Source organism: Streptomyces sp. JNUCC 64, assembly GCF_054484115.1.
Genome location: NZ_CM137015.1, coordinates 5,751,864 through 5,771,570, shown reverse-complemented (window position 1 = coordinate 5,771,570; position 19,707 = coordinate 5,751,864). Strand labels below are relative to the sequence as shown.

The 19,707-nt window shown below is 72.9% G+C and carries 13 protein-coding genes; 4 read left to right on the top strand and 9 right to left on the bottom strand.

The annotated features are described in order from the left end of the window. Positions 1-78: 78 nt before the first annotated feature. The 3 genes from ACVWNX_RS23895 to ACVWNX_RS23885 form a co-directional block, all read right to left on the bottom strand. Positions 79-2,142: an LCP family protein gene (locus tag ACVWNX_RS23895; RefSeq protein WP_454409775.1), complete on the bottom strand. Its 2,064-nt coding sequence runs from the start codon at positions 2,140-2,142 to the stop codon at positions 79-81. A gap of 113 nt (positions 2,143-2,255) precedes the next feature. Further along, positions 2,256-2,882: a nicotinate-nucleotide adenylyltransferase gene (gene nadD / locus ACVWNX_RS23890; protein WP_454409774.1), complete on the bottom strand. Its 627-nt coding sequence runs from the start codon at positions 2,880-2,882 to the stop codon at positions 2,256-2,258. Positions 2,883-2,993: 111 nt separating this feature from the next. After that, positions 2,994-3,155, bottom strand: coding sequence for a hypothetical protein (locus tag ACVWNX_RS23885; RefSeq protein WP_454409772.1), 162 nt, complete (start codon positions 3,153-3,155; stop codon positions 2,994-2,996). Positions 3,156-3,438: 283 nt separating this feature from the next. Between ACVWNX_RS23885 and ACVWNX_RS23880 the strand changes: the two genes are divergently transcribed. Then, positions 3,439-4,611: a M48 family metallopeptidase gene (locus ACVWNX_RS23880; RefSeq protein WP_454409771.1), complete on the top strand. Its 1,173-nt coding sequence runs from the start codon at positions 3,439-3,441 to the stop codon at positions 4,609-4,611. 42 nt (positions 4,612-4,653) lie between these two features. Here ACVWNX_RS23880 and ACVWNX_RS23875 read toward each other — a convergent pair whose 3' ends face one another. The 5 genes from ACVWNX_RS23875 to proB form a co-directional block, all read right to left on the bottom strand. Next, positions 4,654-5,727, bottom strand: a complete 1,074-nt coding sequence (locus tag ACVWNX_RS23875) for an SCO2583 family membrane protein (protein WP_454409769.1) — start codon at positions 5,725-5,727, stop codon at positions 4,654-4,656. Between the two features lie 90 nt (positions 5,728-5,817). Continuing rightward, positions 5,818-6,369, bottom strand: coding sequence for an SCO2584 family spore wall biosynthesis protein (locus ACVWNX_RS23870; protein ID WP_454409767.1), 552 nt, complete (start codon positions 6,367-6,369; stop codon positions 5,818-5,820). Positions 6,370-6,470: 101 nt separating this feature from the next. Next, positions 6,471-7,778, bottom strand: a complete 1,308-nt coding sequence (locus ACVWNX_RS23865) for a glutamate-5-semialdehyde dehydrogenase (protein ID WP_454409765.1) — start codon at positions 7,776-7,778, stop codon at positions 6,471-6,473. Between the two features lie 91 nt (positions 7,779-7,869). Continuing rightward, a complete protein-coding gene (locus ACVWNX_RS23860; RefSeq protein ID WP_454409763.1) occupies positions 7,870-8,331 on the bottom strand; it encodes a hypothetical protein in 462 nt (153 codons plus the stop codon). Between the two features lie 163 nt (positions 8,332-8,494). Next, a complete protein-coding gene (gene proB / locus ACVWNX_RS23855) occupies positions 8,495-9,622 on the bottom strand; it encodes a glutamate 5-kinase (RefSeq protein ID WP_454409761.1) in 1,128 nt (375 codons plus the stop codon). Between the two features lie 358 nt (positions 9,623-9,980). On the opposite strand from proB, the gene ACVWNX_RS23850 reads away from it, so the two are divergent. Next, entirely contained in the window at positions 9,981-12,017 is a 2,037-nt protein-coding gene (locus ACVWNX_RS23850) for a hypothetical protein (protein ID WP_454414909.1), read from the top strand. 498 nt (positions 12,018-12,515) lie between these two features. On the opposite strand, the gene galE is transcribed toward ACVWNX_RS23850, so the two are convergent. Next, positions 12,516-13,487 carry a UDP-glucose 4-epimerase GalE gene (gene galE, locus ACVWNX_RS23845; protein WP_454409760.1) on the bottom strand — a complete coding sequence of 324 codons (972 nt, stop codon included), beginning with the start codon at positions 13,485-13,487 and terminating at the stop codon, positions 12,516-12,518. Between the two features lie 366 nt (positions 13,488-13,853). On the opposite strand from galE, the gene ACVWNX_RS23840 reads away from it, so the two are divergent. Both ACVWNX_RS23840 and ACVWNX_RS23835 read left to right on the top strand, forming a co-directional pair. Then, positions 13,854-16,085 carry a bifunctional glycosyltransferase/CDP-glycerol:glycerophosphate glycerophosphotransferase gene (locus ACVWNX_RS23840; protein ID WP_454409759.1) on the top strand — a complete coding sequence of 744 codons (2,232 nt, stop codon included), beginning with the start codon at positions 13,854-13,856 and terminating at the stop codon, positions 16,083-16,085. Between the two features lie 27 nt (positions 16,086-16,112). Then, complete coding sequence (locus tag ACVWNX_RS23835) at positions 16,113-19,679, top strand: CDP-glycerol glycerophosphotransferase family protein (protein ID WP_454409758.1); 3,567 nt, start codon at positions 16,113-16,115, stop codon at positions 19,677-19,679. The last annotated feature ends 28 nt before the right edge of the window (positions 19,680-19,707 follow it).

Sequence of the window (19,707 nt, the reverse complement as noted above, 5' to 3'; positions counted from 1 at the left end):
CCCCGGGAAACGGCCCTCCCGCGCGCGGGACGCCTGTCCGCCCCCGGCGCGGCGCGCGGCCGGGGGCGGACGGGGCGGTCACTGGCCTTCCAGGGGCTGGGGCTCGTAGTCCCGGCCGAGGACGACCTCGATCTGGGCGTTGCCCTCGACGGTGCCCTTGGCGGCGGCCGAGGCGGGCAGTCCGAGGGTCTTGGCGACCTCGGTGGCCTCCGCCCGGTGCGCGGCGTCCGCGTAGACGACCCGGGTGGTGCCCGGGGCGGTGCCCTTGCCGCCGTCGACGACCGTGTAGCCGCCGTTGACCAGGGCGATCCGCGCGGACTCGGCGTCCTCCGCGCCGCCCGTGCCCTGGGCGCCCCGGACGCCGACCCGGAGCGCGTCGCCCTCGGCGGGCTTCTTCACGGTGCCGCCGAGCAGGGGCTTGACCACGGACCGGGTGGCCTCGGGGGCCAGCGCGCCGCCGGGCGCGACGGGGAGCAGCGCGGTCTTGTGGTCGCCGCCCTTGGCCCGGTCGGAGAGCCGGGCGAGGAAGGCTCCGAGGTCCTTCTCGGTCAGGGACGGATCGAGGATCTGGGCGAGGGACTGCACGGTGACCGTGGCGGCCTCGGCGTCCGAGGAGAGCTTGCGCAGGACGCCCTGCATGACCTGGCCGAAGCGGGCGAGCTGGGCGTCCTCGGGTTCCCCGGAGGCGCGGTGGGTGGCGTAGGCGACGGCCATGGGGCCGTTGAGGCTCTGCCGCTCCCCCCGCTGGACGAGCGGGGAGCGGTCCTTCTTGGCCTTCGGGGCGGGGACCTCGGCGTCCGTGTCGACCTCGATGCCGCCGACGAGTTCCACGAGGTTGTTCAGATAGGGCGTGTCCAGCCGCCAGGTGCCCTCGATGCTGGTTCCGAGGAGGGTGTCCACGGAGCTCCGGGTGCCGGTGGAGCCGTCGTCCTCCACGGACTTGGCGAGGGTGGTGGCGGTGCCGTCGTCGGCGCTGACGGCGAGGGCGTTGGGGAGCAGGATGGTGCTGCCCTGCTTGGTGGTGGTGTTGTCGACCAGGAGCGCGGTGGAGGTGCCGCCCTTCTTGGTGTCGTGCAGATGGACGAGGACCACGTCCCGCTTCTGGGGTCCGGAGGCGGCGGCGCCCGAGGAGTCGTCGTCGCCCGACAGCGCGCCCGTGAACCCCAGGTAGCCGAGGAAGCCGACCACGACCAGCGCCAGGACGGTGCCCAGGGCGATGCCCCGGCCGCGGGCCCGCCGTTTGGCCTCCTCGCGGCGCTCGGTGCGGTTCTCGGTGAAGGTGAGCCAGTCGATGACGTCCTCGGGGTCGGGATCCGGGTCGTCGACGAAGGCGAACTGTCCGGCCTGGTGGCGCCGCCGCTCCGCGCTCGGGTCCCCCTCCTTGGCGTTCTCCGGGTCCAGGGCGCCGAGCTCCGCGTAGGGGTCGTCGGCGCGGGGCGGGGGGACCTGGGGGCCGGGTTCCCCGGCCGGGGTCCCGTCGCCGTGGACGGCGTCCCACGCGGGCGCGTACGGGTCCGGTCCGGCGTCGGCGTACGGGTCCGGTCCGCCGTCGGGCGGCGGGACGTCGTGGTCGGGGACGGCGGCGGGGGCCGTGGCGGGGGCGTACCCGTACTCCTGGGCGGGGGCCGGGGCGTACTCCTGGGCGGGGGCCGTCGGGTAGCCCTGGGCGGCGGGGTCCGGGTAGACGTCCGGGCTCCCGTAGGGCGTCTGGGTGCCGTAGGACGCCTGGGGGTCCGGGAAGGGATCGAACCCCTCGGGGGCCGGGAACGCCTGGGCGTCCTGGAACCGCCCGGGCGTCTGGAACGCCTGGGCGTCCTGGAAGGGCTGCGTCCCGTAGGACTGGCCCGCGCCGTACGCCTCGTACCCCTGGGGGGTGCCGTAACCGTCGGCGGGGGCCGCGTACGCGTACCCCTCCGGGGTGGTCCCGTAGGCGCCGCCCTGGAAGTCGTGGGAAGCGCCGTAGTGGCCGTCGGCGGGGGCCTGGCGGGAGGGGGCGGCGTCCGGGGACGCCTGCTGGTACACGGGGCGGCCGTACTCGTCGTAGCCCGCCAGTTCGTAGCTGGCGAGACCGTCACCTCCCTCGGAGGCGTCGGGGTGCCCACCGCCCGGGTACCCGTCGTCACGATCGTCTCGGCCGTTCACAGCTGCCCTCCCGGCTAGGGGGTGTCTGACAATTCCCCGCGGCGTCACGGCGCCCGGCACGCCCTCCCCCAGGCTTCGCCCGGGGGGACCCCCAGCCGCGTTGCCGAAAAGCCCTAGTCGCCGCGGTACAGGTCGCGCTTGTCGATGTAGCGCACCACTCCGTCCGGTACGAGGTACCAGACCGGGGCGCCCGCCGAGACCCTCGCCCGGCAGTCGGTGGACGAGATGGCGAGGGCGGGCACTTCCACGAAGGAGACGCCGCCCGCGGGGAGTCCGGGATCGGTGAGGGTGTGTCCGGGACGGGTGACCCCGATGAAGTGTGCCAGGGAGAACAGCTCTTCCGTGTACCGCCAGGTCAGGATCTGGGCGAGGGCGTCGGCCCCGGTGATGAAGAAGAGGTCCGTGTCGGGGTTGAGGGCCCGCAGGTCACGGAGGGTGTCCGTGGTGTAGGTGGGGCCGCCGCGGTCGATGTCGATGCGGCTGACCGAGAACTGCGGGTTCTCGGCGGTGGCGATGACCGTCATCAGATAGCGGTCCTCGGGGGGCGACACCGCGGTGTCGCTCTTCTGCCAGGGTTGCCCCGTCGGGACGAAGACGACCTCGTCGAGGTGGAACTGCGCGGCGACCTCGCTGGCCGCCACGAGGTGCCCGTGGTGGATCGGGTCGAACGTCCCGCCCATGACGCCGAGACGGCGCTTGCCGCTGTGCGTCGGGCCGATAGGCATGTCCTGCTCTCCCATGCGTGCAGACCCTACCGGCCCGTACCGCGGGCCCGGACGGCCGGACGGGGGTACCGGCGGCGTCCGGCCGCGCGGCGGCTCAGCGGGCCGGTGGCCGGGGCCCGCCCGGGCTCAGCGGTCCCGGTTGAAGCGCGTCGTGATCCAGAGCAGCAGGAGCAGGACGACGAGCGCGCCGCCGCCCGTGACGTACGGGTTGATGCTCGCGTAGGGACCGTGGTGTCCGTCGCCCGACGCCAGGGTGACCAGCGGGGCCGCGGTGCTGTGCAGACTCATCTTCGGAGGACCTATCCGGAGTGGGAACGGGCTGGAGACGGGGTGCCTCCGAAGCCATCGTAAGCGTGGGGTAAAGCTGAGTCGCGGGAGGGCCGCGCTTACCGGGACCCCGGGTCGCCCGGCGGGACGTCACCCGGTGTCGCCCCGGGTGCCGTCCGGGTCATCCGCCGCGCGGCGCGGGCGGGGTGACGCGGAGCGCGGCGGAACGGGAAAGCCCGGCGGGCGGGAACCGGGGCGGACGGCCGCGCGTTCTCCCCGATGACACACGTGACAGGGGGGCCTGATGGGCGAGGACGACGGCGTCAAGGGCGGCGGCGGGGGAACGGCGGACGGCGGCGCGGCGGGCGGGAACCTCCCCGGCCGGACCCGCAGGCGGTTCCCGGGGATCTCCTCCCGGGCCTACGAGCACCCGGCCGACCGCTCGGCGCTGGTGGCGCTGCGCAAGCTCAGCGGGTTCGACACCGCCTTCAAGGCGCTCAGTTCGCTGCTGCCCGAGCGGAGTCTGCGGCTGCTGTTCCTGTCGGACTCGGTGCGGGTCTCGGACGTCCAGTTCCCGCACCTCAACGACATGCTCAGGGACGCCTGTCAGATCCTGGACCTGGACAAGGTCCCCTCGATGTACGTCAGTCAGAACCCCCAGCCCAACGCGATGTGCATCGGTCTCGACGAGCCGATCATCGTGGTGACGACCGGTCTGGTGGAGCTGCTGGACGAGGAGGAGATGCGGGCGGTCGTCGGCCACGAGGTCGGGCACGCCCTTTCGGGACACGCGGTGTACCGCACGATCCTGCTCTTCCTGACGAACCTGGCGCTGCGGGTGGCGTGGATCCCGCTGGGCAACGTCGCGATCACGGCGATCGTGACGGCGCTACGCGAGTGGTTCCGCAAGTCGGAGCTGTCGGCGGACCGGGCCGGGCTGCTGGTGGGCCAGGACCTCCAGGCGTCCATGCGGGGTCTGATGAAGATCGCGGGCGGCGACAACCTCCACCAGATGAACGTGGACGCCTTCCTGGAGCAGGCCGAGGAGTACGAGGCGGGCGGCGATCTGCGGGACTCCGTGCTGAAGATCCTGAACGTGCTGCCCCGCACCCACCCCTTCACCACCGTCCGGGCCGCCGAGCTGAACCGCTGGGCCCGGTCCCGGGACTACCAGCGGCTGATGGACGGCCACTACCCGCGCCGTGACGAGGACCGCGACACCTCGGTGACGGACTCGATACGGCAGTCCGCCTCCTCGTACGCGAGCGACGTCAAGGCGTCCAAGGACCCGCTGATGAAGCTGGTCACGGACCTCGCGGGCGGGGCGGGCGACCTCGGCGGCCGGGTCCGCGACAAGTTCGGCGGCTTCGGTTCCGGCCGGGGCGCGGCGGCCTCCGACGACCGGGGCGACGGCTCCGGCCCGGACGGTCCGGGTCCGGACGGCTCCGGCGGGCCGAACGGCTCCGGCGGCTCCTGAGCCGCCCCGGCGGGACCCCGGCCAGCGGGACGGTCCGGGTGGTCAGCCCGCGCGGGACGGTTTCGGCTGGGCCTTCGCGGCGAGCGTCCCGCACGGATGCGCCACCCCGTCCCCGGCGTAGAGGTCGGTGGCCTTCGGGGGCGTCCCACCGGGGCGGGCCCCGGCCAGCAGGGGCCGCAGATGCTTCGCCCAGCCGGTGGCGCAGGCCAGCGGCCCCGCCTGGACGGAGGAGGTCACCAGCTCCGTCTGGTGGCGTCGCAGATCGTCGTGGTCGAAGCGGAACAGCAGCTCCCGGCGGACGGTGAACAGGGACGCGTCCGCCGGGCCGCCGCGCGCGGGCCGCACCGCGTAGACGAAGGTGTGGTCGCTGGTGATCTCCAGGACGTCCGGGTCGGTGGCGGAGACCCCCAGGGCCCCCTGCACCCGGACCCGGGGCTCCGCGAGCGCCGTGTGGGCGGGGTCGAAGCGGACCAGCCAGCCGGTGGCGGAGTGCAGTCCGTCCCCGGCGGGCCGCTCGAAGCTCCGGTCGAACTGCTCCAGCTGTCCGGAGTCGACCATCACCCGTACGGAGCGCACCACACCGCCGGTGAGCACAGCGGGGTCCAGCGAGGACTCCACCAGGTAGTCCTTGGCGATGGTCAGGGCGGTCATGACCTGGCCGTCCGAGAAGTTCCCGGTGCGCCGTGCGGCCGGAAGGGTGATGCCGGCGGAGCCGGTCGCGAACCGCGCTGCCGGGCTGCGGGCGTAGAGGTCGGCGGGCACCCCGCCGGGCACCTCGCCGGCCGGGGCGAGCGGGACCACCGTCATCCGCAGGGGTCCGGCACGCGGGGCGGCCAGTCGCTCGTAGGGCTGGCGGACGCCCAGGTAGACGGCGGTGGCGAAGGCGGCGGCGATCACCACCACCAGGGTGAGGGCCTGCCAGGAGGTGCCACGGCGGCGGGGCGACGGCGTCCGGCGCACCGCCGGGGTGTGCTCGGTGATGCGTTCCTCGGCGGAGAACTCCTGGAGCCGGGCAGCGCGGACGAACGACTCGTCGAAGACGACCGAGCCGTACTCGTCATCTCCGCCGGGGGCGCCGTCGGGTGTCCCCTGCGGTGGGTTTCCTGGCCCGCCCATACTCTGAGAGTAGGTCTGAGCGGCGTCCCGTAAACGCGCTGCCGGACCGCAAGTTCCCCGGGCGGCCCGGACGGCCGGAATCCCACCCCGTCAGGGGGTGCGGGACGCCGTGGGGACGGGTGGCCGGGTGGCGGCGACGGAGGCCGGGGGACGGCTCGGCGGGAGTTGTTCCAGCTCCGCCGAGCTGGGGCGCGGAGCCGGGTCCTGACGTCCCGCGGCGGCGCCCCGGTAGACCGCGGCGAAGGCCAGGACGATCATGCCGAGCCCCATGACCAGGGCGAGCACCCAGGCGATGGGCCGGTGCCAGCGGGCGTGCCCCATGAAGGCGTCGCTGCGGCCGTAGGACTCCTCCAGGAGGTCCCGGGCGTAGCGGTCGTCGGGGTCGAGGGGGCGGCCCTGGCCGAAGGGGTCCGGGGCGGTGCCGTGGACGTCGTCGCCGAAGTCCTCGCCCCGGGCTCCGGCGGAACGGGCGGCCTCGGCCGCCGTGAGCAGGCGTTCCACCGCGCTGGGCTCGCGGACCCGGGCGTTCCGCACGAAGTCCTCGTCGAACACCACGGAGGCGAACTCCTCGTCCGCTGCTCCGTGGTCGCGGTCGTCGGGCTCGTCGCCGGGCGGCGGCGTGCCCCCCACGTCCTCCGGCACGCCTCCCAGGGTAGACCCGGGGGGTCGTTCTGGACAGGCGGTCCCGCGCCATCCCCGCCCCCGGCGGCCTGGGGGCCGGGGGCGGGCGGGGTGAGCGGGCGTCAGCCCCGGACGTGTCCGTCGCCGGTGACGATGTACTTGGTGCTGGTCAGCTCCGGCAGGCCCATCGGGCCGCGGGCGTGCAGCTTCTGGGTGGAGATGCCGATCTCGGCGCCGAAGCCGAACTGGCCGCCGTCGGTGAAGCGGGTGGAGGCGTTGACGGCGACGGTGGTGGAGTCGACCAGTCGGGTGAACCGGCGGGCCGCCCGCTGCGAGGTGGTGACGATGGCCTCGGTGTGGCCGGAGGACCAGAGCCGGATGTGCTCCACGGCCTTGTCGAGGGAGTCGACGACGGCGACGGCGATGTCGAGGGAGAGGTACTCGGTGTCCCAGTCCTCGGCGGTGGCCGCCACCACGGTCGCCTTGCCGCCCGCCGCGTACTCGGCCGTCCGGGGATCGGCGTGGACGGTCACCCCGGCCTCGGCGAGGGCGTCGAGGGCACGGGGCAGGAACGCGTCCGCGATGTCCTGGTGGACCAGCAGGGTCTCGGCGGCGTTGCAGACGCTGGGGCGCTGCGCCTTGGAGTTGACGAGGATGTCCACGGCCATGTCGAGGTCGGCCTCGGCGTCGACGTAGACGTGGCAGTTGCCGGTGCCGGTCTCGATGACGGGGACGGTGGACTCCTCGACGACCGTGCGGATCAGCGAGGCGCCGCCGCGCGGGATGAGCACGTCGACCAGGCCCCGGGCGCGCATCAGTTCGCGGACCGAGTCGCGGCTCTCGCCGGGGACCAGCTGGACCGCGTCGGCGGGCAGTCCGGCGCCGCCGATCGCGTCGCGCAGGACCCGCACCAGGGCGGTGTTGGAGTCGTAGGCGGAGGAGGAGCCGCGCAGCAGGACCGCGTTGCCGGACTTGAGGCAGAGGGCGGCGGCGTCGACGGTGACGTTGGGGCGGGCCTCGTAGATGATCCCGACCACGCCGAGCGGGACGCGGACCTGGCGCAGGTCGATGCCGTTGGGGAGGGTGGAGCCGCGGACGACCTCGCCGACCGGGTCGGGCAGCGCGACGACGTCCCGGACGTCGGAGGCGATGGCGCGGATCCGCTCCGGGGTGAGGGTGAGCCGGTCGATGATCCCCTCGCCGGTGCCGGCCTCCCGGGCCCGGGCCACGTCCAGGGCGTTGGCCTCGACGATCTCGCGGGAGCGGACCTCCAGCGCGTCGGCGATGGCCAGCAGGGCGTCGTCCTTGACGGCGCGCGGCAGCGGCGCGATGTCCGCGGCGGCGGCCTTGGCGCGGTAGGCGGCACGCGCGACCTCGGACATGTTGTCGTACGGGGAGGGCGCGGAGAGCGGTGCTTGCGACGACGTCATGGCGGCAGGGTAATGCGCCGTCCCCGGGCTGTCGGCCGTCGTCCCACACCCCGAGACGGCCGTCCCGGGGTGCGGGCGGAGCGATCGGACGTCAGTACGGATGGACCCCCACGGGGGTGGCCGGGGCGGGGCCGTACCCCTTCTCCACGCGCAGGTGGTAGGTCTCGCGGTCGATGACCTCCAGGCCGACGATCTCCCAGGGCGGCAATCCCGCCGTCCGCCGGTGCTCGCCCCACAGCCGCAGCGCCAGGGCCGCCGCGTCGTGCAGGTCGCGGGCCTCCTCCCAGTACCGGATCTCGGCGTGGTCGTTGGCGTAGCGGCTGGTCAGCAGGAAGGGATGGTCATTGGCCAGTTGTTCGAGCCCGCGCCGGACCTCGCCCAGGGGCGCCTCGGGCCCCGACACGCTCAGCGTCACGTGCCACAGCCGGGGGGTCTCCCCCGTCCCGCTTCCGTCCGGCCCGGTCACGCCCGCCAGCACGCGGTCCTCCACCGCCTTCAGGGCGGGGGAGCCGAGGCCGGCCCGTGCCGCCGCCCCCTGGCGCACTCGTCTCACGACGCCCTCCTTCACCCAGTGGTCCTCCGGCCGGTCCCGCGACGGACCCCTGCGACAAAGTTGACACCCCCATCCACCCCCATGGGCCACTTTTACGGAACGTCCACCTGCCGGATGCTTTCGCCCACCCGTCCGGCCACCGGGACGGACGGGACGGTGGCCGTCAGTGACCGAGGAGCACCAGGTCGTCCCGGTGGACGACCTCGCGCTCGTAGGCGGGGCCCAGGTCCCGGGCGAGGTCGCGGGTGGAGCGGCCGAGGAGCCGGGGGATCTCCTTGGCGTCGAAGTTGACCAGGCCCCGGGCGACCGCGGTGCCGCGCGCGTCCCGCAGCTCCACCGGGTCGCCCGCGACGAACTCGCCCTCGACCGCGGCGATCCCGGCGGGCAGCAGCGAGGTGCGGCGCTCGACCACGGCGCGCACCGCCCCGTCGTCCAGGGTGAGCGCGCCGCGCGGGGTGGAGGCGTGCTGGAGCCACAGCAGCCGGTCGGCGGAGCGGCGGCCGGTGGGGTGGAAGTACGTTCCGGTGTCCCGTCCGGCGAGGGCGTCGGCCGCGTGGACCGCCGAGGTCAGCACCACCGGGATGCCCGCGGCGGCGGCGATGCGGGCGGCCTCGACCTTGGTGACCATGCCGCCGGTGCCGACCCCGGCCCGGCCCGTGCTGCCGATCTCCACGCCCTCGATGTCGGCGGGTCCGCGCACCTGCGCGATCCGGGCGGTCCCCGGACGGCTGGGGTCGCCGTCGTAGAGCCCGTCGATGTCGGAGAGGAGGACCAGCAGGTCGGCCCGGACCAGATGGGCGACGAGGGCGGCCAGCCGGTCGTTGTCGCCGAACCGGATCTCGTCCGTGGCGACGGTGTCGTTCTCGTTGACGACCGGCAGCGCGCCCATCGCGAGCAGCTCGTCCAGGGTGCGCGAGGCGTTGCGGTGGTGCGCGCGGCGGCTGGTGTCGACGGTGGTGAGGAGGATCTGCCCGACCCGGACCCCGTAACGGGCGAAGGACGCGGTGTAACGGGCGACGAGCAGGCCCTGTCCGACGCTGGCGGCGGCCTGCTGCCGGGCGAGGTCCTTGGGGCGGCGGTGCAGTCCGAGCGGGGCGAGTCCGGCGGCGATGGCGCCCGAGGAGACCAGGACGATCTCCCTCGCCCCGCCGTCGCGGACCTTGGCGAGGACGTCGACGAGCGCGTCGACCCGGTCGGCGTCCAGCCCGCCCTCCGCCGTGGTCAGCGAGGACGACCCGACCTTGATCACGATTCGGTGTGCTTCCGTGACCCGCTGCCTTACCCCTGACACGCGCTTCCTCTCAGTCCGCCGGTGCGTCCGGGCGCCGTTCACGGTCCGCCGACGCCGTTCCGCAATGTACGGGAGACCGCCACCGGTTGCCCTGGACCGTCCGCGTGGTGGAAGCTGCGATCTCCCCCTCTATCATGGAAGCCTCACGGAGGTCTCAGCGATGAGTCAGCTCCCTGCGCGACGATTCCCTCGCGTGAAACCGGGCTCGAGCCCGCGACCGGCCGCCCGTTTCCGACGTTGACCAGCAGGTCCGACCACCGTTCCGCGTTCCCCCACGCGCGGGCGGGGCGTGGATCGCGCTGCTAGGAGAGTCACCATCTTGCGCTTCGTTCCGCCCTTCCTCACCCGAGTGGGGAAGATGATGATCCCCCTCACCCTGGTGCTGTCGTTCGCCGCCCAAGTCGTGGGGGCCTTGCTGCCCAACCTCCCGCTGCTGGTCGCGGCCACCGCGACCGGTGTCGCGGCCGAGGCGATACTCCACCGCTGGCGCCGGAAGATCGCCGCCGCGCTGGCCCGCACCCGGGCCGACGTGACGGTCCGCGTGGTCCTGCGCGACCTGCTGCTGATCGCCGGTCTGCTGGGTCACCAGCAGAGCCAGGACGAGCGGGCCGCCTACCTTCCGCTGATCTTCGGACTGCTGGCGTTCTACTCCCTGCACTTCGCCACCCACGCGGTGTCCATCCTGGTCCGTCGCTCCCGCACGCTCCCGGTGCTGACCCGCAACATCGACACCTCGGGACTGCGGCTGCGCCCGTCGGCGCACCGGCTGCTGACCCGGCGCCCCGGCACCCGGCTGCTGCTGTTCGGCTTCCCCGCGACGGCGGGCCTCATGGTCACCGCGCTGACGGACGAGCCGCTGCTCGGCACCGTCGGGGTGGCCCTGGCGATCCTCGCCGGGATCGGCGGCCTCGCCGAGCTGATCTCCCGGCTGCGGGCCGCCCGGCGGCCCTCGCGCCCCGGCGAGGCCCTGGAGTGGTTCGACGAGTGGCTCGCCGAGTACCAGCCGACCGTGGCCCTGTACTTCTCCGGCGGCACCACCTCGGCGTACCAGGCGAACATGTGGCTGGAGACCCTGTCGCGCCTTGAGGGGCGTCCGATGATCGTGCTGCGCGAGCGGTTCATGGTGCAGAAGATCGGCGCGACGGACATCCCGATCGTGTGCCTGCCGAAGGTCGCGGACCTGATGCGGATCGAGCACTCCACGCTCCAGGTGATGCTGCACCCGTCGAACTCGGGGAAGACCTCGCAGGTGCTGCGGATACCGTCGATCAAGCACGCGTTCATCAACCACGGCGAGAGCGACAAGCTGTCGTCGGTGAACCCGTACTCGAAGGCGTACGACGAGGTGTGGGTGGCCGGTCCGGCCGCGCGGGAGCGGTACGCGCTCGCCAAGGTCGGCGTCGAGGACAAGGACATCGTCGAGGTGGGCCGCCCCCAGCTCGACGGCATCCGCCCCTACACCGGGCGTCCGGTCGGCGACCAGATCACCGTGCTGTACGCGCCGACCTGGGAGGGCTGGGACGGCAACCCCGGCAACACCTCGGTCATCGAGGCGGGCGAGAACATCGTCCGGGAGCTGCTCGCGGACCCCGGCGTCCGGCTGCTGTACAAGCCGCACCCGATGACCGGGTCGGTGGACCCCCGGGCGGGCGCGGCCAACGCCCGGATCCAGGCGATGATCCGTGAGACGGTCGCCGCCCGGGACGAGGTCCCGGTGGACGTCGAGGCCCAGGAAGAGCTGGCGCGGGCGCTGGAGGACCTCCAGAACACCGTCAGCAACAAGTTCCGCCGGGGCTCCGACGACATGGAGAAGATGCTGCTCCAGACCGCTCCGGAGCCGGGACGGTCCGCGCAGGTCACGGCGGCGACCGGACGGTGGGAGGCCGCGTTCTGGGCCTCGCTGACGCCCGGCGAGCACCGGATCGTGACGGGGGCCCGGCCCGCGCTGTACAGCTGCTTCGACCAGGCCGACCTGCTGATCAGCGATGTGTCCAGCGTGGTCAGCGACTACCTGGCCAGCGGCAAGCCCTACGCCGTCGCCAACACCAGCGGGATGCCCGAGGTGATGTTCCGGGAGACGTTCCCGACCGCCGGGGCGGCGACCATCCTGACGCCGGACGCCTCCGGGGTCGCGGAGCTGCTCGCGTCGGTGCGGAGCCCCGGGGACGACGCGCTGGTCGGGGACCGGGCGCGGCTGCGGACGCGGCTGCTCGGTCCTGCGGACGAGCTGTCGATCACCCGGTTCAACGGGGCGGTGCGGGCGCTGGGCGAGCGGGCCGCGCAGCGGGCGCGGGTCGTCGGGTCCATTCCGGCGCAGGCGGTGGCGCCCGCGCGGGAGAGCACCGAGGACAGCCTTGAGGACCGGGACGAGGAGGCGCTGGGCGTGGAGGGCTGACGCCCTCCTCTCACCTCCCGTTTCCGGAGCCCCCGGTGACCTCTGCGGTCACCGGGGGCTCCGGCGTGTGCGGCCCCTCCGGCGCGGGGTGGGTCACTCGCGCCGTTCCCCGCGCCCCCTTCGGGCACGTCCCGGCCGACGGACAGTGTCCGGTGCGGGTACGCGGGGGCTTCGCTCCCGCCGGTCCACTGTCGACTGCGGATGCGGGGTGGGTTGCTCGCGCCGTTCCCCGCGCCCCTTTCGGGGCGCCCTGGTCCGGGTGGGTTCTTGGGGCGCGCCGAAGGGGCGCGGGGAACTGCGCGAGCGGCCGACCCGGGGCTGTGGCCGTCAACGGAGCAGCGGGAGCGGAACCCCCCGCGTACCCGCGCCGGACACCGCGCCCCGCCGGGACGCACCTGAAGGGGCGCGGGGAACCACGCGGGACGTCCCGTCGCCCCCCGGGCGGGGGAGCGTCGCGTCGCCGGGGGGGCACCGCCGTCCGGCGGGTGCGGCGGGCGGTCAGGGGTGGTGGTGGCGCCAGCCGCCCCACGCGGAGTCGATCATCTCGTCCAGGCCATGGCGGGCGCTCCACCCCAGCTCGGCGTGGATGCGGTCCGCCGAGGCGACGACCCGGGCCGGGTCCCCGGGGCGGCGCGCGACCACCACGGGCCGCTGGTCCTCGCGACCGGTGACCTTGAGGATCCGGTCCACCATCTCGCGCACCGAACTCCCCTCGCCCCGCCCGATGTTGAGGGTCAGCGCGGTGCCGGGCGCGGCGTCCGCGAGCCGGACGGCGGCGGCCAGGTGCGCGGAGGCGACGTCCTGGACGTGGACGTAGTCACGGACGCAGGTGCCGTCGGGGGTGTCGTAGTCGTCGCCGAAGATCCGCGGCGGCTCGTCCGCCGCCAGCCGTTCGAAGACCATGGGGATCAGGTTGAAGACCCCGGAGTCCGCCAGCCGGGGGGTGGCCGCCCCCGCGACGTTGAAGTAGCGCAGCGAGGCCGCGCGCAGCCCGTGGGCGCGGGCGGCGGCGTTGATCAGCCACTCGCCGACGAGCTTGGTCTCGCCGTAGGGGCTCAGCGGGGCGCAGGGGGTGTCCTCGGTGACGACGGGCACGTCCGGCATGCCGTAGACCGCGGCGGAGGAGGAGAAGACGAGCCGGTCGACCCCGGCCGCCGCCATCGCGTCCAGCAGCGTCTGGAGCCCGGTGACGTTCTCCCGGTAGTAGTGGAACGGCTTCTCGACGGACTCGCCGACCTGCTTCTTCCCGGCGACGTGCACCACGCCGGTGACCCCGTGCTCCCGTAGCGCCGCGTCGAGGGCGGCGCGGTCGAGGACGCTGCCGACCACCAGGGGCACCCCGTCCGGGACCCGTTCGCGGCTGCCCGTGGACAGGTCGTCGTAGACGGCGACCCGTTGGCCGCCCCCGGTCAGCGCGCGCACGACATGCGCGCCGATGTACCCCGCCCCGCCCGTCACCAGCCAGCTCATGGACTTCCCCTTCGTCGATGTCGCTCCGGGGCAGGATCACCCGTCGACGGCGGAAAATCGAATCGGACACTACGCACCGGTATCTCGGCTTCATCCCCCTGCCGGACGGTCCGACGGGTTGTGTGATCTATCTCTCTACAACCGAGACGGTGGCGAAATCACCTGGATACGATCCGCCGGGAGATGACGTGTCCCGGTTGTCAAGGGGGTGAGCCATGACCGTTATCAAGGATGAGCCGCGCATCACGGACATCCGCTTGCATTTCACATGAGCCGCTTACGGTTGATCAGCGCGGTAGCGGTACCGGCCCGGGGGGAAGCCCGGCCCGGCGCCCGTCGCGGACAGTTCTCTGAACAGGTTGAAGAATGCCCAGACTCACGCTCGTCGTTCCGGTGCACAAGGTCCAGGGCTACGTGGCCGAATGTCTGGACTCGGTCCTCGGCCAGGACTACGCCGACTTCGAGGTCGTGGCGGTCGACGACCACTCCCCCGACGGCTCCGGCGCGATCCTCGACGACTACGCCTCGCGGGACGACCGGATCCAGGTGCTCCACCTGCCCGAGAACGTCGGTCTGGGCCGTGCCCGCAACGCCGGGATCGCCCGGGCCCGCGGCGACTACCTGCTCTTCCTGGACGGTGACGACACCCTCGACCCCGGTGCCCTGTCCGCGATAGCCCGCCGGCTGGAGGCCACCGGCGACCCGGACGTCCTGGTCTACGACTACGCGCGTGCCTACTGGAACGGGGAACTGCGCCGCAACCAGCGGGCGGACGTGCTGCGGGCCGAGGACGCCGGGGCGTTCCCCCTCCAGGACCGTCCGGAACTGCTCGACCTCCTTCAGATCGTGTGGAACAAGGCGTACCGCCGGGACTTCGTGGAGCGGCTGGGCCTCGCCTTCCCGCCCGGGTACTACGAGGACGCGCCCTGGACGTTCGGCGCGCTGACCGCCGCCGAGCGCATCGCCGTCCTGGACCGGGTGTGCGTCCGCTACCGGCAGCGCCGCGAGGGCGGGAACATCCTCAAGACGGTCAGCCGCCGGCACTTCGACGTCTTCGACCAGTACGCCCGCGTCTTCGCCTTCCTGGACGCGCGCCCCGGACTGGAGCGCTGGCGGACCCCGCTGTTCCGCAAGATGACCGACCACTACCTGACGATCCTGGACCGGTCGGGACGGCTGCCGCGCGACGCCCGCGCGGAGTTCTTCCACCGCGCCGCCGCCGACTACGCCGCCCGCCGCCCGGACGGCTTCGAACGTCCCACCGGGGGCCGCGGCTACAAGTACGCGATGCTGGAGCACGACACGTACTCCGCGCTGGCGGGCGCCACCAAGGCCGTCCGGACCCGGCAGGCCGTCCGGCGCCGGGCCGGTGCCGCCCTGCGGCGTTCCCGGCGGAGCGCGATGGGCCTGTACTACCAGTCCCAGCTGCGGGCCCCGCTCGACGGGAACCTGGCGCTGTTCTCCGCGTACTGGTCGCGTTCCGTCTCCTGCAACCCGGCCGCCATCGCCGCCGAACTGGCCCGTCGCGCGCCGCACGTCCGCCAGGTGTGGGCGGTCCGCGCGGACGGCGAGGGCACGGTGCCCGAGGGGGTGCGGACCGTCCGGGTCGGCTCGCGGGAGTACTGGTCCGCGCTGGCGCGCGCCGGGTACCTGGTGAACAACGTCAACTTCGCCGACGCGGTGGTCAAGCGGGAGGGGCAGGTCCACCTCCAGACCCACCACGGCACCCCGCTCAAGACCATGGGCCTCGACCAGCGGAAGTACCCCGCGTCGACCAGCATGGACTTCGGGAAGCTGCTGGAGCGCTGCGACCGCTGGGACTACAGCCTGGCCTCCAACCGCCACTCCACCGCCGTGTGGGAGCGGGTCTACCCCTGCTCGTACACCTCGCTGGAGACCGGCTACCCGCGCAACGACGTCCTCGTCAACGGCACCGCGGAGGACGTCCGCCGGGCCCGGGAGTCGCTCGGGCTCGCGGACTCCACCACCGCGTTCCTCTACATGCCGACGCACCGCGAGTACGAGGACGGGTTCCGTCCCCGGCTCGACCTCGCCCGGCTCGCCAGCGAACTGGGCCCGGACGTGACGCTGCTGGTGCGCGGCCACTACTTCTACTCGTCCTCGCCGCAGCTCGCCGACCTCCAGCGGGCCGGACGGATCGTGGACGTGTCCGGACGCCACCCGGTCGAGGACCTGTACCTGGCGGCGGACGCGCTGATCACCGACTACTCGTCGGCGATGTTCGACTACGCCCTCCTGGACCGTCCGATCGTGATCCTCGCGGACGACTGGGAGGTGTACCGCGCGGTGCGCGGCACCTACTTCGACCTGACGGCCGAGCCGCCCGGCTCCGTCGCCCGCTCCGAGGACGCGCTCGTCGAGCTGCTCCGCACCGACGCCTGGCGCGGTGCGGAGGCGGCGAAGCTGCGGGCCGCGTTCCGCGAGCGGTTCTGCGAGTTCGACGACGGCCGCGCCGCCGAGCGGGTGGTCCGCCGGGTGTTCCTCGGCGACGAGACCCCCGTCCCCTTCGTCCCGTTCGAGGAGCGCACGCACGCCCCTCACCCCTCCCAGGTGCTCTCACCGGTCGAGCGGGCCTGACCCGATCCGAAAGGAAGACCACGTCACATGGCCCCCCGGCTCAGTGTCGTCGTACCCATCTACAACGTGGAGGAGTACCTTCCCGACTGTCTGGACTCGCTGGAGGCCCAGACCCTGCGCGACCTCGAAGTCCTCATGGTGGACGACGGATCGCCGGACGGTTCCGCCGCCATAGCGGCCGGATACGCGGCCCGCGACCCCCGCTTCACCCTGATCCGCAAGGAGAACGGGGGCCTCGGGGCGGCCCGCAACACCGGCATGTCCCGGATGTCGCCCGGCTCGCGGTACCTGACCTTCGTCGACAGCGACGACGTCATACCCCCGGACGCGTACCGGCTGATGGTGAACAGCCTGGAGGAGAGCGGCTCGGACTTCTGCACCGGCAACGTCTTCCATCTGCGCGGCGAGAAGTCGTGGCAGGTGCCGCTGCTGAAGATGCTCTCCGGCGAGGCGCAGCGGCGCACCCACATCTCCCGGATGCCCCGGCTGATCGCCGACCGCATCGCGTGCAACAAGGTGTTCCGCCGGACGTTCTGGGAGAAGCACGGATTCGTCTTCCCCGAGGGCATGCTCCACGAGGACATCCCGGTGGTGCTGCCCGCCCACTACCGGGCCGAGGCCGTCGACGTCATCGGGGAGCCCACCTACTTCTGGCGGCTGCGCGAGGGCGAGTCCGCCCCCTCGATCACCCAGCGCCGCAAGGAGCCGCAGGCCGTCCGGGACCGGGTCACCGCGGTGACCATGGTGAGCCGGTTCCTGGCGGAGCAGCCCGGGCCGGAGTTCGCGCTCTTCAAACGGCAGTACGACGACCGGGTGCTCCGTGACGACCTGCGGCTGTTCCTGCGGGTGCTGCCGGACGCGGGCCCCGAGTTCCACCAGGCGTTCCTGGAGGCGGCCAACCGTTTCCTGGACACCGTCGACCAGCGCACCGTCATGGCGCTGCCGCTGGTGCTGCGGGTGCAGTGGCTGCTGGTCCGCAAGCACCAGCTGACCGAGCTGCTGGCGCTGCTCGCCTCGCAACGCCGCAAGGAACCCATCGAGGTCAGCGGCACCTTCCGCAAGTACGCCGAGTTCGCCCCGCTGGAACGGGCGGGCGTGGAACTGCCGAAGGCCGCCCGGCGCATCGACAAGGACCTGGTGCTGAAGGCGCCGCTGCGCTCGGTGGACTGGCGGGACGGCAAGCTGGTGCTGTCCGGGGACGCCTGGATCGACAAGGTGAACGCCGACACCAGGCGCGGCAGCCTGAAGGTCGTGCAGTTCAAGCACGGCGGCTCCGGCCGCCGGATCTTCGCACCCGCCAGGAACCTGCACCGCCCCGAGGCCACCACCCACTCCGGGCAGAAGACCTTCAACTACGACTGGGCGGGCTGGGAGCTGACCTTCGACCCGGCGAAGTTCCGCAAGGGCGGCGTCTGGCAGGAGGGCATCTGGCACGTCGGCGTCAACGTCTACTCCTCCGGTCTGGTGCGGCGCGGCGGGGTGTGGGCGCGCGGCGGTTCGGCCGCCAACTTCCCCACCTACCACTGGCTGGACGACGACCACCGGCTGCTGCCCGTGGTGGAGCGCAGCGCGCTGAAGCTGCGGCTGGAGAAGGTCAGGGCGCTGGTCACCGAGCGCCGGATCGTGGACGGGACCATCGAGGTCGGCGGTGAGCTGCGGGCCGCTGCCGCCTCGGTCTCCAACCTGGTGCTGCGGCTGAGCAACCAGAAGAGCGGCGAGGCCATGGAGTACCCGGCCGAGGTGCGGGCCACCCCGGCGGGCCGCGCCTTCACGGTCCGGATCCCGGTGGCGGACGTGGCGCTGGTGCCCAACCCGGAGCTGAGCCGCAAGGCCCAGCCGAACCGCCGCGCCTGGAGCACCGTCCTGGTCGCCACCGACCCGGACGGCACCGAGCACCGCTACAGCAGTGTGGTGCGGGACGGTCTGACGGACCTGCGCGCCGATCTGCCCGCGGCCATGGGGCCCGACGCCGCCCACCAGGAGATCGGACTGGTCTCCGGCAACAACGGCTACTTCAAGATCATCGGCCGGGAGCGCCGCGCGGTGCTCACCCGGATCGCCGACCGGGACGGCCGGATCGTGCTGGAGGGCCACACCAGCGAACGGCTGGTCGGCGCGGAGCTGCTGGTCAAGTCGCGCGGCCGGTTCGACGAGCGGACGCTGCCGGTCCAGTGGCAGCCGGACGGACGGTTCGTCGCCGCGTTCGACCCCTCCACGCTCGGCGGGACGGGGAACGTCCCGCTGCGGGCGGGCCGCTGGAACGTGTTCCTGCGGCTGCCCGACGAGCCGGACGTCCCGAAGGCCGCGTTCGTCATCGAGCGGCTGGCCGCCGCGCAGTTCCCGCTGAAGACCGTGATCAACGGCCGCCGTTACTGGGTCGAGAGCCTGTGGGGCACCTATCCGCAGCTCAACTGCCGTTCCGAGCTGGGCGACATGGAGCTGGGCCCGTACCGCCAGCTCCAGATGCGCCGCGAGGTGTACGAGCCGGGACGCCGGCTGCCGCTGCGCGAGCAGGTGTTCTTCCTCAGCTACAACGGCAAGCAGTACTCGGACAGCCCGCGCGCGATGCACGAGGAGCTGATGCGACGCGGCAGCGACCTGAGGTACCTGTGGGCGGTGCGCGACGGGCAGGTGGTGCTGCCGCCGACCGCCGACAAGGTCCGCATGTGGGGCCGCGAGTGGTTCGAGGCGCTGGCGACCTCCCGCTACATCGTCACCAACGGGCACCTGCCCGAGTGGGTGGAGCGACGGCCCGGCCAGGTCATCGTGCAGACCTGGCACGGCACGATGCTGAAGAAGATCGGCCATGACATCGAGACGCTGCACTTCGACCGCGAGTACCAGAACCGGCTGGCCCTGGAGGCGGACAACTGGAGCCTGCTGGTCTCCTCCAACCGGTTCAGCACCCCGATCCTGAAGCGGGCCTTCTCGTACCACGGGGAGGTGCTGGAGGCGGGCTACCCCCGCAACGACTACCTGTACTCCCCCGACCGGGACCGGATCGCCCGGACGGTCCGGGAGCGGCTGGGGCTGCCCGAGGGCAAGAAGGTCGTGCTGTACGCCCCGACCTGGCGCGACGACCAGTCGCACAGCGCGGGCCAGTACAAGTTCCGGCTGATGGTCGACGTGGAGGAGGCCCGGGCCCGGCTCGGCCACGACCACGTGCTGCTGGTCCGCCGCCACTCCAACACGGTGGACGCGGTGCCCGGCGCGGGCGACGGCTTCGTGTACGACGTCTCGGAGTACCCGGACATCGCCGAGCTGTACCTGGCCGCCGACGTCATGGTCACCGACTACTCGTCCGTGATGTTCGACTACGCGCACCTCAAGCGGCCGATGCTGTTCTTCACCTACGACCTGGAGCACTACCGGGACACCCTGCGCGGGTTCTACTTCGACTTCGAGCGGGACTCTCCGGGGCCGCTGCTGCGCACCTCGGCGGAGCTGGTCGACGCGATCCGCCGGATCGACGAGGTCCAGGTGGAGTACCAGGACCGGTTCGACCGCTTCCACGAGCTGTTCTGCGACCTGGACGACGGCTCCGCGTCGAAGCGGGTCGTGGACCGGATGCTGGAGCAGTCCCGCGAGCTGTGACACCGGCGCGGTCCGTCTGACGGGAAGG

Bases quoted from the DNA above. Each gene is read 5' to 3' on its own strand.
- nadD (WP_454409774.1), bottom strand. From the start codon at position 2,882: ATGGGAGAGCAGGACATGCCTATCGGCCCGACGCACAGCGGCAAGCGC.
- ACVWNX_RS23885 (WP_454409772.1), bottom strand. From the start codon at position 3,155: ATGAGTCTGCACAGCACCGCGGCCCCGCTGGTCACCCTGGCGTCGGGC.
- ACVWNX_RS23880 (WP_454409771.1), top strand. From the start codon at position 3,439: ATGGGCGAGGACGACGGCGTCAAGGGCGGCGGCGGGGGAACGGCGGAC.
- ACVWNX_RS23875 (WP_454409769.1), bottom strand. From the start codon at position 5,727: ATGGGCGGGCCAGGAAACCCACCGCAGGGGACACCCGACGGCGCCCCC.
- ACVWNX_RS23865 (WP_454409765.1), bottom strand. From the start codon at position 7,778: ATGACGTCGTCGCAAGCACCGCTCTCCGCGCCCTCCCCGTACGACAAC.
- ACVWNX_RS23850 (WP_454414909.1), top strand. From the start codon at position 9,981: ATGATGATCCCCCTCACCCTGGTGCTGTCGTTCGCCGCCCAAGTCGTG.
- galE (WP_454409760.1), bottom strand. From the start codon at position 13,487: ATGAGCTGGCTGGTGACGGGCGGGGCGGGGTACATCGGCGCGCATGTC.
- ACVWNX_RS23840 (WP_454409759.1), top strand. From the start codon at position 13,854: ATGCCCAGACTCACGCTCGTCGTTCCGGTGCACAAGGTCCAGGGCTAC.
- ACVWNX_RS23835 (WP_454409758.1), top strand. From the start codon at position 16,113: ATGGCCCCCCGGCTCAGTGTCGTCGTACCCATCTACAACGTGGAGGAG.